Raw genomic sequence first — 16254 nt, 5'->3', positions numbered from 1 at the left:
ATTTAAAACCTATGAGAAAATTATATATCCTAAGTTTAGTATTGAGTTTTACGTTTAGTTTTGCTCAGACTAATTTAAAAAAAGCAGATGCCTTGTTCAAAAATTATGCTTACGTAGATGCCTCAAAGGCTTACGAAGAAATTTTACAGAACATCAAAAGTCCATCAGCACAAACGCTAAAGAATGCTGCCGATTCGTATTATTTTATTTCAGATGCCAGAAATGCGCTAAAATGGTATAAAAAATTATACGAAGTCCAAGGCAATAATCTTACTGATATTTACTATTTGCGTTATATTCAGTCGCTGAAAGCCGTTATGGATTATGATGAAGCAGATAAAATGACGAAAGAATATTTAAATAAAAAAGGCGATCAAAAAGAAGTAAACAGATATGTTGCTCAAAAAACACAAATGGATAGTTTGGCTAAAGCAAAATCGCTGTATACGATCAAAAATCTTGATATCAATACAAGTAAATCTGATTTTGGAGCTACTTTTTTTCAAGACAAAATTGTTTTTACGTCTGCACGAGACACTACAAAATTTAGTGAAAAACTGTATACTTGGAACAATCAGCCTTTTCTAAATTTATATGTTGCTGAAAGAAATCCAGCAGATGGAAGTTTGTTTAATGAATCATTATTTTTGCCAAACGTAATGACAAAATATCATGAAGCAACGGCCACTTTTGATGCAAACGGAAAAATAATTTATTATTCGACCAACATCGTCAAAAAAAATAAACTGGTGATTGACGAATCAAAAACGAATAATTTTCAGATTGTAAAAGGCGATATTGTAAACAATAAATTAGAAAATCCACAAAAAGTTTTCTTTGACAGTGATGATTATTCTGTTGGGCATCCATCTTTAAGTCCTGATGGAGAATGGCTTTTCTTTGCATCAGATATGCCAGGTGGTTATGGTGAAACCGATTTGTATTATGTAAGAATTGCTGCAGACGGAACAATGAGTTCGCCAGTAAATCTTGGACCAAAAATCAATACAATAGGAAATGACCTTTTCCCTTTCTTTCGCAACGGAAAACTTTATTTTTCTTCTGATGGACATTATGGCTGGGGAGATTTAGATGTTTATGAAAGTTCATTTTTATCTGACGGAACCTTCTCAACTCCTAAAAATCTTGGCGCTCCAATCAATAGCAATAAAGACGATTTTGCTTTTGTAATTGACAGTGCAGATACTTACGGTTATGTTTCTTCAAACCGAGCTGGTGGTAAGGGTGATGACGATATTTATTCTTTTATTAAAGGCAAACCGGTTTGTAATCAAAGCATTTCAGGTATGGCAATAGATAGAAAAACAAAATTGCCGCTTCCTGATGTTACGGTCATGGCATACAATTCATTTACTGAAATTTTAGGCGAGACAAAAACAAATTACGAAGGAAAATATGCCATCGTAGTGCCGTGTGGAAAAACAGCTAAAATGATTGCTGCAAAACCGAATTACAGCAGTGATGAAAAAACGGTTCAGACAACAAGTGAAAATGAAGGTGAAATTAGAGATGTTAATTTTGAACTTAGCAATTATGATGATTTAGTAGTTAAAAAGAAAGGTGTCGAAAAAGTAGATGTAAATCCAATTTATTTCGATTACGACAAATTTGATATTACGCCTTTAGCTATTGAAGAATTATCGAAAGTAGTTTTCATTATGCAGAAATTTCCAAACATCAGAATTAAAATTGAATCGCATACAGATTCTCGCGGGAAAGATGCTTATAACCTGAAACTTTCTGATAACAGAGCAAAATCAACACGAGATTATATTATCTCACAAGGAATTGATGCTTCAAGAATCGATAGTGCGATTGGTTATGGAGAAACGCGATTAATTAATAAATGTAAAAATGGTGTAAAATGTACTGAAGAAGAGCATTTGTTAAATAGACGTTCTGACTTTATTATTATCCAAAAATAGTTTTATATTTATTGTCTAATTATTTGATAATCAGTCTAAAAATATGAAACAAAGAAACCATTTGGAAGTTGGTTTTGTTTAATTCTTTTTAAGAATAATGGACAAGAAGAAAATCAGGCTGCAATCTTTTGCCGCCTGATTTTTGATTTTTAAAACTTTTGCTTTTTGATGTTTTTGAAAAAAAATAATCCTAATTTTGATGTTCAGTTATTCTAATTACAATCTGCACTATTTTTAATATTTTATGAGTATTCAAGAAACCATTCAAACTTTAAGAAATGAACTTAACCAGCACAATTACAATTATTATGTGCTCGATAATGCTACAATTTCTGATTATGATTTTGATATTAAGCTAAAAGAACTTCAAGATTTAGAAAATAAACATCCAGAATTTTTTGATGCGCATTCTCCAACACAACGAGTAGGAGGAACGGTTACGAAAAATTTTAAAACGATAGCGCATCAATACAGAATGTATTCTTTAGATAATTCTTATTCTAAAGAAGATTTATTAGATTGGGAAAACCGAATTCAGAGAGTACTTGGAAATGTAAATCTGGAATATACTTGTGAATTAAAATACGATGGTGCCTCAATAAGTATTACTTACGAAAACGGAAAACTAGTTCAGGCTTTGACGCGTGGCGATGGTTTTCAAGGTGATGAGGTTACAAATAACATTAAAACTATAAGATCGATTCCACTTCAATTAAAAGGAAATTATCCTGAAAGATTTGATATCAGAGGAGAAATTATTCTGCCTTATAAAGGTTTTGAAAAAATGAATCAAGAATTGATTGAAATTGGAGAAACGCCTTATTCAAACCCAAGAAATACGGCTTCAGGAAGTTTAAAACTACAAGACAGTGCTGAGGTAGCTAAACGTCCTTTAGAATGTTTACTGTATTTTGTTGCAGGAAACAATTTGCCATTTTCTACACAGAGTGAAGGATTAGAAGCAGCTAGAAAATGGGGATTTAAGGTTCCGAATGAAGCGAAGTTGGTCCATAATATGCAAGAAGTTTTTGAATTTATTGATTATTGGGATGTTCATCGTCACCAATTACCATACGAAACAGATGGAGTTGTTATAAAAGTAAACAGTATTCAGCATCAGGAAGAACTGGGCTATACTGCAAAATCACCGCGCTGGGCAATGGCTTATAAATTTAAGTCAGAACAGGTTTCGACTAAATTAAATTCTATCACTTATCAAGTTGGCCGTACGGGATCTATTACGCCAGTTGCAAATTTAGCGCCAGTACAATTAGCTGGAACAATTGTAAAAAGAGCTTCTTTGCACAATGCAGATCAAATTAAAAAATTAGATATTAGAATAAATGATACTGTTTTTGTAGAAAAAGGGGGCGAAATTATTCCGAAGATTATTGCTGTAGATCTAGACAAACGACCTGAAAATTCAGAAGAAACACAATACATCACGCATTGTCCGGAATGCCAGACCGAATTGGTTAGAAACGCTGGCGAAGCAAATCATTATTGCCCTAATTTTTACGGATGTCCTCCGCAGATTATTGGTCGAATTCAGCATTATATCTCAAGAAAAGCCATGGATATTGAAGGTCTGGGAGGAGAAACTGTTGCATTGCTTTTTAAAAACGGCTTAGTTCATAATTACGCTGATCTTTATGAATTGAAAGTATCAGATATTTTGCACTTAGAAAGAATGGCGCAAAAATCAGCTGAAAATTTGGTAAATGGCGTTGAGAAATCAAAAGAAATTCCGTTTGAAAGTGTTTTGTTTGCACTCGGAATTCGTTTTGTCGGAGAAACCGTAGCTAAAAAACTAGCTAAGCATTACAAAAACATCGATGCATTAAGTCAGGCTTCCTTAATGGATTTAATTTTAGTAGATGAAATAGGCGAACGAATTGCAAGAAGTGTCATTGAATTTTTTGAAAACGAAGAAAATAAAATAATAATTGAACGCTTGAAAAGTTACGGAGTTCAATTTGAAATTATAGAAAAAATAAACCCGAATGCTACTGAAAAGTTCATCGGAAAAACATTTGTTGTTTCAGGTGTTTTTACTCAATTTTCAAGAGATGAATTAAAGAAAACTATTGAAGATAATGGTGGTAAAGTAGGAAGCTCAATTTCTGCAAAAACTGATTTTGTTGTTGCAGGAGATAATATGGGACCGGCAAAATTAGATAAGGCTACTAAATTAAATATCCCTATCTTGTCAGAGGAAGATTTTATAAATAAATTAAATGAAAGCGAATAAGCCATCGTTGATTTTATTCTTTTTAGCATTGCTTGTAACAATCGTTTTTGATTGTCTGCAATACGATATTTTAGCAATTTATGCTAAAGCTGTTGTCTTGCCTGCAATTTTTTTCTACTTCATTATTACAAGTGAATTTAGGATCGGAAAAACAGAGGGCTTAATTTTTTTCTTCTGCTTTGTAGGGCAAGTGTTTAATCTTATGGATGTTGAGGTTTCTGAGATAGGCGGAGCTGTTAGCTTTTTATTTGTTTATTTACTGATTTTGAAGCTTTTCATAATCGACCATGAAAGAATAAAATTAAGGAGAAAAGATATTCTGCCGGTTTCAATAGTAGTTATTTTTATTGCTTATTTGTTGGTTTCTGTATTAAGCCTTCAATTTGATAATATGAAAAAATTTAATGCACTTTATACTTTCTACGGAATAGTATTGAGTGTTTTAAGTTATTATTCTTTCGTTAGTTATATAACTAAAGGAACGCATTTGGCGCTTTTAATGTCTTTAATGGCAGTTTGTTATATTTTTTCAGACATATTTTACATCTTCAACGAATATTTTTCATATTCTGTTGTGCTGGTTTTAGTCCGCGATATAACTCAAGTTTTAGCGTACTATTTTATGGTCGAATATTTTCTTGAAAAAGTAAAAGTGCAGAAAAAGGTCTTATACAATAATTGACTTTCCTTGATTGGTGTGTGCTTTGTTTTTATCAAAGTAAAAATCAATTCTGCCTAAATTTATTCCATAACACCCCACTTGATTTACTAAAACATTTTCACCAGCCTTATTTTTTACAATGGTTGGCTTGTCTAAAAAAGTATGTGTGTGGCCTCCAATAATTAAGTCAATATCTTGAGTTAATTCGGCTAATTTTAAATCACATATTTTTGCTTCTTCCTCTTTGTATTTATATCCTAAATGCGAAAGACAGATTACTAAATCGCATTTTTCTTCCTTTTTTAATAATTGAGTCATATCCTGAGCAATTTCAACAGGATCGTTATAAACAGTTTCCTTGTACATTTGTTTGTCGACTAAACCGTTAAGTTCAATTCCTAATCCAAAAACACCCACTTTTATTCCGTTTTTATTAAAAATCTTATAAGGTTTAACTAGTCCGTTCATGACTGTATTTTTAAAGTCATAATTAGAATTGATAAATTCAAAAGTAGCGTGTGGCATTTGTGCATATAAGCCATCCAGACCATTATCAAAATCATGATTCCCTATTGTTGATGCATCATATTTCATCATGCTCATCAGTTTAAACTCAAGTTCACCTCCATAATAATTAAAATAAGGAGTTCCCTGAAAAATATCTCCAGCATCTAATAAAAGCACGTTCGGATTTTCTTGACGAATGGTTTCAATAAGAGCAGCACGACGAGAGACACCACCTTTATTCGCGTTACGCGGATCATCAGCCGGAAAGGGATCTATGTGGCTGTGTACATCATTAGTATGCAGAATAGTTAAGTGTTTAATATCGTCAGTTTTAAAACTGCTCAATGACAAACCTAAACTCAATAAAGCAGTACTTGCAGCTGTTTTTTCGATAAATTCTCTTCTTTTCATGATATATGTTTTTTGCGTAACGCTTAAGTTTTATTCTAATTTTCTTTAATCTATTATTCTTCTGTAATTCGAATATCTTTTAAGACCGGAATGGTATCTACTTCTTTAAAATAGTCGATCAATACGTTTCGAAGCTTATAATTCAAATCGTATTTCTGACTGCTTTTTAAGAAAAAGTTCATGTTGTCTCCGCCATTTGCCAAATAGTCATTGGTCGCCACATAATAGATTTTGTTATCGTCGATCGGTTTTCCTTGAATTAAAATATTTTTAGCAGTATTTTCTTTTGCAATTGTAAAAGTCATTCCGGCAAGTGGCTGTGCTTTTTGTACATTAATAATATAAGAAGCTATTTCTCGAACTTGATCTGCTTTTAAAGCCATTACAACTAAGCTATTTTCAAAGGGCATAATTTCAAAAGCAGTTCTTGTAGTAACGTTTCCTTTTGGCAGGATCGCTCTAATGCCGCCGTGATTTAAAAGACAAAAATCAATATCTTTTTTTTCTCTAGCTTTAAAAACAAGATTTCCTCGTTGCAGGCATGCATCTGCCATTAGATTTCCAATTGTAGTTTGCCATTTACCCGTACTTTTATCAAGAGTTTCAGGGCAGTAAGCTAGAACGCTGTCCAGATCTTTATTGATATGATCGCGATATGGCGTTATAAATTTTTCAATTTCTGGAGTTTCTGCGCCCTTTTCAGTTATTGGAAGCTGTTTTCCTTCTATCTTCGTCAAATTATAATTCTTCTGACTACAGGAAAATATAAAAAAAAGTGTTAAGAATATAACAAAAAGTTTTAAAAATCCGTTATACTTTTTTAGTTTTACCATCTTAAATGCGACTTAAATAATTAATTTTGTAATCTAGTAAAAGTACTATGTTTTTAAATTATATAAAGGAATTTTTTGTAAAAAAATCATTAAAAAATAACCTGGATAATGTCAAAAACGAAGTCTTTACAAGCAACGTGCAAACAATTGGTTTATTGGTAGATGAAAGTAAATTTCACCATTCAACGGAATTAATTAATGAATTAGTTCAACATGGAATTGCTCCGGAAAACATAAAAATTGTTGCGTACAGAGAAAAATTTGAGAAGAATAAGGAGTATTCAAGACCTACTTTTGGTAAAAAACATATCGATTGGAAAGGTGATATAGCCGAAAATTTCTTAAATGAATTCACAGAAACAGAATTTGATCTTTTGATAAGTTACTATGAAATCGAAAAATCGATTTTAATGCTGGTAACAAGCAAATCAAAAGCTAAATTTAAGTTAGGATTTTCGTCGGTTGATCAAAGAATAAATCGCTGGATGATCAATACTGATATGGAAAATTATAAGCTTTTCGTATCCGAATTGTTTAAGTATTTAAAAAGTATAAAATAAATTATAAATCAGAATATGCAATCATTAATAGGAACTGGTGTTGCGCTTGTTACGCCATTTAAAAAAGACTTTTCAGTTGATATCGAAGCTTTGCAGCGTATCGTTAATTTTTCGATTGACGGAGGAGTTGAATATCTTGTGGTTATGGGTACAACGGCAGAAAATGCTACCTTGACTCAAGCCGAAAAAGAGTTGGTTATAAAAACAGTAATTGACATAAATAAAGGAAGATTGCCTTTGGTTCTTGGAGTTGGGGGTAATAATACAATGCAAGTTGTCGAGGAATTAAAAACAAGAGACTTTTCAGCTTTTGAGGCTATACTTTCAGTTTCACCTTATTATAATAAACCAACACAAGAAGGAATTTATCAGCATTTTAAAGCTATTGCTGAGGCATCTCCAATTCCGGTAATTTTATATAATGTTCCAGGAAGAACTGCTAGTAATATGTTGCCATCAACAGTAATTCGTCTGGCGAATGATTTCAGTAACGTTGTTGCTATAAAAGAAGCAGCTGGAGATATGGCTCAAGCCTTACAATTGATTAAAAATGCACCAAAAGATTTTCTCGTTATTTCAGGAGATGATATGATTGCTTTACCAATCGTTTTAGCGGGTGGAGCAGGAGTGATTTCTGTAATTGGGCAAGGTTTTCCAAAGGAATTTTCAGAAATGATTCGTTTAGGATTAAACAGAAAAGTAAATGAGGCTTTTAAAACACAATACTTTTTATCAGATTGTATTGATATGATTTTTGAGCAGGGAAATCCTGCAGGAATCAAACAAATCTTTCAAGCCCTTGGAATTGCTGACAACACAGTGCGCTTGCCACTCGTAACTGTTGATGATTCTTTAGCTTCGAGATTGAATGATTTTGTAAAAAGCAGTATTAAAGTAGAGTAAGATTAGCGGTATTTTATTATACCAAAAAAATATTTTGTAGTAGCTAAATTAATAACTAAATTTGCCACCGGAACTTCGGTGTGATTTTGCTTTGGCATAATTGTCTAAGAAATCATAATAAAAGTAAGAAAATGAAAAAAATAGTATCTCTATTAATTGTTGTTGTCCTTTTTTGTTCTTGTAGTGATTACCAAAAGGTATTGAAAAATGAAGATGTTGCAGCAAAATTTGAAATGGCAACAAAAATGTATGAGGCAGGAAAATATTCGAAAGCAATTCGTCTTTTCGAGCAATTAGCTCCTTCTTATAGAGGTAAACCTCAAGCTGAAAAGCTTTTTTATATGTTTTCACAATCTTATTATAAAACAAAACAGTATTATTTAGCAGGTTACCAATTCGAAAGTTTTGTTTCAGGTTATCCACGAAGTGAAAAAGTACAGGAAGCAGCTTTTCTAGGTGCTTACAGTTATTCAAAATTAGCTCCAGTTTACAGTTTAGATCAAGCTGATACTGTAAAAGCATTAGAGAAATTACAAGCATTTATAGACAGTTATCCAAATTCTGAATATGTTGCTCAAGCCAATGAAACTGTAAAAGTTTTGAATGGCAAATTAGAGAAAAAAGCATACGAAAACGCGAAAGGTTACAATACAATTTCAGATTATAAATCAGCATTAGTTGCTTTTGATAATTTTATAGCTGATTTTCCTGGAACGCCTTTTAAGGAAGATGCGTTGTTTTACAAATACGATTCGGCATATAAATTGGCAATAAACAGTATTCCATCAAAAATGGAAGAGCGTTTAAATGTTGCAAAAGTGGCTTATAATAACTTAATCAAGTTTAAAAGCGACACGAAATATAAAAAAGAAGCAGACGAAATGAATGCTAGAGTTGAAACTGATTTACAAAAATTTACTAAATAAAATAAAGTCATGGATTTAAAAAAGACGAATGCTCCTGTAAATACAATAACTTACAATAAAACAGTTATTGAAGAGCCAACAGGAAATGTGTATGAAGCAATTACCATTATGGCTAAAAGAGCAAATCAAATTAATTCTGAAATTAAAAAAGAATTAACTGAGAAACTAGAAGAGTTTGCTACTTACAATGACAGTCTTGAAGAAGTTTTTGAAAATAAAGAACAAATTGAAGTGTCTAAATTTTACGAAAAATTACCAAAACCACACGCTTTAGCCGTTCAAGAATGGTTAGATGGTAAAACTTACCACAGAGGTTCAAACAAATAATATAGTACAATGTCAGTTTTAAACGGGAAGAAAATTTTACTGGGAGTTTCTGGTGGAATTGCAGCCTATAAAACAGCCTCATTAGTACGACTTTTTATAAAAGCAGGTGCACATGTCCAAGTGATAATGACACCTGCTTCTAAGGATTTTGTAACTCCACTTACGTTATCTACGTTATCAAAAAATCCCGTACATTCCAGTTTCTTTAATGAAGATGATCAAGATGCTGTTTGGAACAATCATGTCGATTTAGCACTTTGGGCTGATTTCATGTTAATTGCTCCAGCAACTGCTAATACGTTGTCTAAAATGGCTACAGGAAACTGTGATAATCTTTTAATAGCTACTTATTTATCAGCTAAATGTCCTGTTTATTTTGCTCCGGCAATGGATTTAGACATGTATAAGCATCCATCAACTTTAGCTAGTTTTTCAGCTTTAAAACAATTCGGAAATGTAATGATTCCGGCTGAAAGTGGTGAACTTGCCAGTGGTTTGTCTGGCGAAGGAAGAATGGCTGAGCCAGAAAATATTATTGCTTTTCTTGAAGCTGATTTAGAAAGCAAATTGCCTCTCAAAGGAAAGAAAATATTAGTTACTGCCGGACCAACATACGAAGCAATAGATCCTGTTCGATTTATAGGAAATCATTCTTCTGGTAAAATGGGTTTTGATATCGCAAATGAAGCTGCAAAATTAGGCGCTAAGGTAATTTTAGTTGCTGGACCAACGCATTTTAAAGTTAAAAACAATTTAATTGAGGTTGTAAATATAATTTCAGCACAAGAGATGTACGATGCCTGTCATTTGTATTATGATGAAGCTGATGTTATGATTGCCGCCGCCGCCGTTGCAGATTACAGACCAAAAGTTGTTGCTTTGCAAAAGATTAAAAAAACAACTGATGAATTCTCAATTGAACTTGAAAAAACAAAAGATATTTTAGCATCATTAGGAGCGATCAAAAAAAATCAATTTTTAATTGGATTTGCTTTAGAAACTCAAAATGAAATTGAAAATGCTAAGCTGAAAATTCAGAAAAAAAACTTAGATTTGATTGTTTTAAATTCCTTGCAGGATGAAGGTGCAGGTTTTAAAAAAGAAACCAATAAAATTACTTTTATTGATAAAAATTTTAAGATTGAACCAATGGAATTAAAATCAAAAGAATCAGTTGCTGTTGATATTTTAAATAAAGTGCTTTCTCATTTTAAGAAATTATAATAATTTTTAAAAATATCAGTTAAGCATCTAAAGCGATAATCACGCTAACACAAATAGTATCTTCGTATGAATAAAATAGTTGCTCTTTTAGTTTTTTTTATTTTTGGTTTTGCACAGGCACAACAGCTAAATTGTACCGTAACTATCAATACTGAAAGACTTCCAAATCCGAATCAGCAAGTTTTTAAAACTTTGCAGACTTCATTGTCTGAGTTTGTAAACAAAACAGATTGGACAGGATCAGTCTTAAAACAAAATGAGCGAATTAACTGCTCGATGTATATCACTTTATCATCTAACAGTTCAGATCAGTTTACAGGAACAATTCAAGTTCAGTCGTCGCGATTGATTTTTAATTCTACTTATTCTTCTCCAGTATTAAATTATAACGATAAAGATTTTAGTTTCAGGTATACAGAATATGAGCCTTTGTTGTTTAATCCAACTACTTTCGAATCGAATTTAGTTTCTGTAGTGTCTTTTTACAGTTATTTAATTTTAGGAATGGATGCGGACACGTTTCAAATGGGTGCTGGAAATCAATATCTTGAAACAGCTCAAAATATTGCAAATGTTGCACAGCAAGGTGGCTTTAAAGGCTGGAGCCAAGCCGACGGAATTCAGAATCGATACTTTTTGATAAATGATATGATTTCGCCAACATACAGCGATTTACGTCAAGTCTCATATTTGTATCATACAGGTTTAGATACAATGAGTACGGATCTAAAAGGAGCCAAAGAAAAAATTAAAACCGCAGTAATGATTACTGGGAAATTAAATTCGGTTAAGCCGAATGCTTTTTTAACCCGAGTATTTTTTGATGCAAAATCAGATGAGATTGTTTCTATTTTTTCAGGCGGTCCAAGTGTTACAGTCTCAGATTTAACAGATGTTTTAAATAAAGTTTCGCCCTTAAATACCACAAAATGGGCACAAATTAAATTTTAGTTGATTTTTAGTTTCACATTCTTCATTAATTTTATATTCACATATTTATCTTATGATTACTTCACTGTCGATTAAAAACTATGCCCTGATTGAAAAACTCAAGATTGATTTTTCAAAAGGTTTTTCTATAATTACAGGTGAAACAGGTGCGGGTAAATCTATTATATTAGGAGCGTTAGGATTGGTTTTAGGAAAAAGAGCTGATCTTACTTCTTTAAAAAACAAAGAAGAAAAATGCGTTATCGAAGCACAGTTTGAGATTTCTAAATATAATTTAAAAGAATTTTTTGAAGCAAATGATTTTGACTACGAAGAGGAGACTATCATAAGGCGTGAAATTTTGCCTTCAGGAAAATCACGTGCTTTTATAAATGACAGCCCTGTAAATCTTCAGGAATTGCAAGATTTAAGTCTATTTCTAATCGATATTCATTCACAGCAGCAAACACAGGAATTGTCAGACGAAGGTGTTCAGTTTAAAATAATTGATGCTATTGCAAGTAATGCTGAAACAATTTTATCGTATCAGAAATTATTGAAAGTATATAAATCAGATAAATCGAAACTGAATGCTCTCTTAAAAAAACAAAGTGATTCTGGTAAAGAACAAGAATACAATACATTTCTTTTGAATGAATTGGTTGTTGCTAAATTAAAATCTGGAGAACAAGAAGAACTTGAATCTGATTTTGAGAAGTTAAATAACGTTGAAATTATTAAAGAATCAATAGATAAATCCTTAGTAATTGCAAATGAAGAGCAATTTGGTGTTTTTCATAATTTGAATGAAATAAAAGCTTCACTTCAAAAAATAGCAACATTTTCACCAGAATATCAAAATTTATTTGAAAGAATTACCAGTGTTGCAATTGAATTTGATGATGTTTCTAAAGAACTGCAGAATGCTTCAGAAAAGCTATTAAATGATCCTGCGCAACTAGAATTGATCAGCCAAAAACTGCAATTGATATATAATCTTCAGAAAAAACATCAGGTAACTTCTGTAGATGAATTAATTCAAATTCAAGCAGAACTTTCTAATAAAGTGCTGGAGTTAGATAATATCGAAGAAGAAATAGCTTCCTTATCAAAATTAATAGAGCAAAAAGTACTTGAATTAGATGCTCTTTCAGCAGTGATTCATCAAAATAGAGTAAACGCTATTCCTGTTTTATCGAATAAATTAATTTCGATTTTAGAAACATTAGGAATGCCAAACGTGCGTTTTAATATGGAACTTTTGCCATCTGAAACTTATTTTAATAATGGTAAAGATGAATTGCAATTTCTGTTTTCTGCCAATAAAGGAACTGACTTTGGTTTATTGAAAAAAGTAGCTTCAGGAGGAGAAATGTCTCGTATTATGCTCGCTGTTAAAGCAATTTTGGCACAATATTCAAAACTTCCTACTTTAATCTTTGATGAAATCGATACTGGTGTTTCGGGAGAAATTGCCATTAGAATGGGAGAAATTATGAAAGAAATGAGTAAGACCATGCAGATCTTTGCCATTACACATTTACCTCAAATTGCGGCAAAAGGCGATTCGCACTTTAAAGTTTTCAAATCGACAGTTGATGATGATACACAATCAGAATTAAAGCTTTTGTCTCAGGACGAAAGAGTTATCGAAATTGCTCAAATGTTATCTGGAGCAGTCGTTTCTGATTCGGCTTTAAATCATGCTAAAGCCTTGTTGAACTAAAGAAATACTTTATATTTGTCATCTTAAAACTAATTAAACAAACGTAAATAAGTTGATCATTTGTCTTAATATACAATTATCAGATTAACGAAAAACAGAATTATATGATTATAGAACCTAGAATGAGAGGATTTATTTGCTTGACATCACACCCAAAAGGAGCTGAGCAAAATGTAAAAAATCAAATAGAATATATCAAATCAAAAGGATCAATTGCGGGTGCTAAAAAAGTATTAGTTATTGGTGCTTCAACAGGTTTTGGATTGGCTTCAAGAATTACAAGCGCTTTTGGATCTGATGCTGCAACTATTGGAGTGTTTTTTGAAAAACCACCGGTTGAAGGTAAAACTGCTTCTCCAGGCTGGTATAATTCTGCTGCTTTTGAAACTGAAGCTCATAAAGCAGGTCTATATGCAAAAAGTATAAATGGAGATGCTTTTTCAAACGAAATAAAAAGACAGACTCTAGATTTAATTAAAGCTGATTTAGGCCAAGTTGATTTAGTTATCTATAGTCTAGCTTCTCCGGTGCGTTTACATCCTGTTACAGGAGTCTTGCATCGTTCTGTTCTAAAACCAATTGGCCAGACATTTACAAACAAAACTGTAGATTTTCATACAGGAAATGTAACTGAGGTTTCTATTGCTCCGGCAAATGAAGAAGATATTGCAAATACAGTAGCTGTAATGGGTGGTGAAGACTGGGCAATGTGGATTGATGCTTTAAAAGCAGAAGATTTGCTAGCTGAGGGAGCTACAACTGTTGCTTATTCATATATTGGGCCATCTTTGACTGAAGCAGTGTACCGTAAAGGTACAATCGGACGAGCAAAAGATGATTTAGAAGCCACGGCGTTTACTATTACAGATAGTTTAAAATCTATTGGAGGTAAGGCATATGTTTCTGTAAACAAAGCATTAGTTACACAAGCAAGTTCTGCAATTCCAGTTATTCCTTTGTATATTTCTCTTTTATATAAAATTATGAAAGAAGAAGGTATTCATGAAGGTTGTATTGAGCAAATTCAGCGTTTGTTTCAAGACAGATTATACAACGGATCTGAAGTTCCTGTAGACGAAAAAGGAAGAATAAGAATCGATGATTGGGAAATGCGTGAGGATGTTCAGGAAAAAGTGGCTAAACTTTGGTTAGAAGCTACAACTGAAACGCTGCCGGCTATTGGAGACTTAGCAGGATACAGAAATGATTTCTTAAACTTGTTTGGATTTGAATTTGCAGGAGTTGATTATAAAGCTGAAGCAAATGAAGTTGTTGAGATTGAAAGTATCAATTAAAAACATAAAGCAATAAATAAAAACCATCAACCAAAAGTTGGTGGTTTTTTTATGAATATGACCTATCTTTGTTAAAATTTTGAATTTAGAAATTGCCACTTTAATACCGCACATTCCGTTATGATTTTTTCTTTAATTATACCCGTGTATAATCGTCCAGATGAAGTAGATGAGCTTTTAGAAAGTCTCTCAAAATCTGATTATAATGAACCTTTTGAAATTGTTCTTGTAGAAGATGGATCCTCAATTCCGTGTAAAGATGTAGTTATGACCTATCAAGGAAAACTTAATATTTCATACTATTTTAAAGAAAATTCAGGCCCGGGAGATTCAAGAAATTTTGGAATGCAAAAGGCTAGAGGTGATTATTTTATCATTTTTGACTCAGATTGTATTATTCCAGCGAATTATTTGACAGAAGTTAGAAAGGAATTAAATAAAGAATATGTAGACTGTTTTGGTGGGCCAGATAGAGCGCTGAACAGTTTTTCGAATATTCAGAAAGCAATAAATTTTGCAATGACTTCTTTTTTGACTACAGGAGGAATTCGAGGCGGTTCTGAAAAGATTAATAAATTCCAGCCCAGAAGTTTCAATATGGGAATTTCTAAGAAAGCATTTATTGCTTCAAACGGATTTGGAAATATTCATCCAGGAGAAGATCCAGATTTGTCTATTCGTTTATGGAATTTGGGATTTCAAACTCGTCTATTTTCAGAAGCTTACGTTTATCATAAGCGTAGAATCGACTGGGAAAAATTTTCTGTTCAAGTGCATAAATTTGGAATTGCAAGACCTATATTAAATAGTTGGTATCCAGAACATAACAAACTGACTTTTTTCTTTCCTACGGTTTTTATATTAGGATTATTATTAGCTTTTTTACTATTAATTTTTAATATTGATATTTTATTACAATTATATTTTGTATATTTCGTTATAATTTTTCTTACAGCAAGTATTCAAAATAAAAGCATCAAAATTGGCTACTATTCTGTAATTGCAGTTTGGAAACAATTTTATGGTTACGGAACGGGGTTTTTAGAATCATTTGTAAAAATAATTCTTTTAAAGAAAAAACCGCAGGAAGCTTTTCCTCGTATGTTTTTTAAAGTATAAGATGACAAAAATTATAGGTTTAACAGGAGGAATAGGAAGCGGAAAAACAACTATTGCAAACTATTTCGAAGAAATGGGTGTTCCTGTTTATATCGCTGATGATGGAGCCAGAAACGTAATGCAGTCTGAAGAAGTCATCGAAAAAATAAAAAAAGAATTTGGTGAATCACTTTTTGAAAATAATATTTTAAACAGAGCAAAGCTTGCAGAAATTGTATTTAATAATACTGATAAGCTTTCACAGCTTAATGGAATAGTTCATCCGGCTGTAAAAAAAGATTTTGATTTATGGTTAAAGCAGCATGATAATTGTGAATACGTAATTTATGAAGCTGCAATTTTATTTGAAAGCGGTCGATACAAGGACTGCGATACTATTATAACTGTTACTGCCCCCGAAGAAGTTAGAATAGACAGAGTCTTAAAACGAGATAATACCACTCGAGCCCAAGTTTTAAGCAGAATGAAAATGCAATGGAAAGACGAAGATCGTATTTCTAGAAGTAATTTTATTATTAATAACGTAAATCTTAAAATTGCTAAGGAAGAAGTTGTTAAAATCCTTAAAATTTTGAATATTAAACAAAATCAGTCTTAAATGTTAATATTTGGTTAATGTATTATTTAGTATATTG

Annotated in this window: 15 protein-coding genes; 13 read left to right on the top strand and 2 right to left on the bottom strand. The window is 32.0% G+C overall.

The annotated features are described in order from the left end of the window. Positions 1-11: 11 nt before the first annotated feature. The 3 genes from IR010_RS02670 to IR010_RS02660 all read left to right on the top strand — a co-directional run bounded on the left by IR010_RS02670 (position 12) and on the right by IR010_RS02660 (position 4879). Positions 12-1946 carry an OmpA family protein gene (locus tag IR010_RS02670; RefSeq protein ID WP_029269579.1) on the top strand — a complete coding sequence of 645 codons (1935 nt, stop codon included), beginning with the start codon at positions 12-14 and terminating at the stop codon, positions 1944-1946. A 244-nt stretch (positions 1947-2190) separates the two neighbouring features. Next, positions 2191-4197, top strand: coding sequence for an NAD-dependent DNA ligase LigA (gene ligA, locus IR010_RS02665; RefSeq protein ID WP_194601319.1), 2007 nt, complete (start codon positions 2191-2193; stop codon positions 4195-4197). Continuing rightward, positions 4184-4879 (top strand): lysoplasmalogenase family protein, encoded by a 696-nt coding sequence (locus IR010_RS02660; protein ID WP_194566649.1) that lies wholly within the window; start codon positions 4184-4186, stop codon positions 4877-4879. The genes ligA and IR010_RS02660 overlap by 14 nt, the downstream gene beginning before the upstream one ends. Here the strand turns inward: IR010_RS02660 and IR010_RS02655 are convergent. Together IR010_RS02655 and IR010_RS02650 are read right to left on the bottom strand one after the other, a co-directional pair. Beyond that, a complete protein-coding gene (locus tag IR010_RS02655) occupies positions 4865-5776 on the bottom strand; it encodes a bifunctional metallophosphatase/5'-nucleotidase (RefSeq protein WP_194566647.1) in 912 nt (303 codons plus the stop codon). The genes IR010_RS02660 and IR010_RS02655 overlap by 15 nt on opposite strands. A gap of 53 nt (positions 5777-5829) precedes the next feature. After that, entirely contained in the window at positions 5830-6609 is a 780-nt protein-coding gene (locus tag IR010_RS02650; RefSeq protein ID WP_194601317.1) for a 5'-nucleotidase C-terminal domain-containing protein, read from the bottom strand. A 47-nt stretch (positions 6610-6656) separates the two neighbouring features. On the opposite strand from IR010_RS02650, the gene IR010_RS02645 reads away from it, so the two are divergent. The 10 genes from IR010_RS02645 to coaE all read left to right on the top strand — a co-directional run bounded on the left by IR010_RS02645 (position 6657) and on the right by coaE (position 16217). Beyond that, positions 6657-7169 carry a DUF6913 domain-containing protein gene (locus IR010_RS02645; RefSeq protein WP_194601314.1) on the top strand — a complete coding sequence of 171 codons (513 nt, stop codon included), beginning with the start codon at positions 6657-6659 and terminating at the stop codon, positions 7167-7169. Between the two features lie 15 nt (positions 7170-7184). After that, positions 7185-8072, top strand: coding sequence for a 4-hydroxy-tetrahydrodipicolinate synthase (dapA, locus tag IR010_RS02640; protein WP_194566641.1), 888 nt, complete (start codon positions 7185-7187; stop codon positions 8070-8072). Between the two features lie 131 nt (positions 8073-8203). Further along, positions 8204-8998, top strand: coding sequence for an outer membrane protein assembly factor BamD (locus IR010_RS02635; RefSeq protein WP_194566639.1), 795 nt, complete (start codon positions 8204-8206; stop codon positions 8996-8998). A gap of 9 nt (positions 8999-9007) precedes the next feature. Then, entirely contained in the window at positions 9008-9325 is a 318-nt protein-coding gene (locus IR010_RS02630) for a DNA-directed RNA polymerase subunit omega (protein WP_007807938.1), read from the top strand. Positions 9326-9334: 9 nt separating this feature from the next. Next, entirely contained in the window at positions 9335-10549 is a 1215-nt protein-coding gene (coaBC, locus tag IR010_RS02625) for a bifunctional phosphopantothenoylcysteine decarboxylase/phosphopantothenate--cysteine ligase CoaBC (RefSeq protein WP_194601311.1), read from the top strand. Positions 10550-10615: 66 nt separating this feature from the next. Further along, positions 10616-11500 carry a DUF4835 family protein gene (locus IR010_RS02620; protein ID WP_194566635.1) on the top strand — a complete coding sequence of 295 codons (885 nt, stop codon included), beginning with the start codon at positions 10616-10618 and terminating at the stop codon, positions 11498-11500. 52 nt (positions 11501-11552) lie between these two features. Then, positions 11553-13205: a DNA repair protein RecN gene (gene recN, locus IR010_RS02615; RefSeq protein WP_194601309.1), complete on the top strand. Its 1653-nt coding sequence runs from the start codon at positions 11553-11555 to the stop codon at positions 13203-13205. A 104-nt stretch (positions 13206-13309) separates the two neighbouring features. Further along, a complete protein-coding gene (gene fabV / locus IR010_RS02610; protein WP_194601307.1) occupies positions 13310-14500 on the top strand; it encodes an enoyl-ACP reductase FabV in 1191 nt (396 codons plus the stop codon). 120 nt (positions 14501-14620) lie between these two features. Further along, positions 14621-15619, top strand: a complete 999-nt coding sequence (locus IR010_RS02605; protein ID WP_194601305.1) for a glycosyltransferase — start codon at positions 14621-14623, stop codon at positions 15617-15619. Position 15620: 1 nt separating this feature from the next. Further along, entirely contained in the window at positions 15621-16217 is a 597-nt protein-coding gene (gene coaE, locus IR010_RS02600) for a dephospho-CoA kinase (RefSeq protein ID WP_194601303.1), read from the top strand. Positions 16218-16254: the final 37 nt, after the last annotated feature.

Source organism: Flavobacterium sp. MR2016-29, assembly GCF_015350695.1.
Taxonomy (GTDB): domain Bacteria; phylum Bacteroidota; class Bacteroidia; order Flavobacteriales; family Flavobacteriaceae; genus Flavobacterium.
Note: the sequence above shows the minus strand (reverse complement) of the source record. Positions and strands in the feature narration are given on the sequence as shown.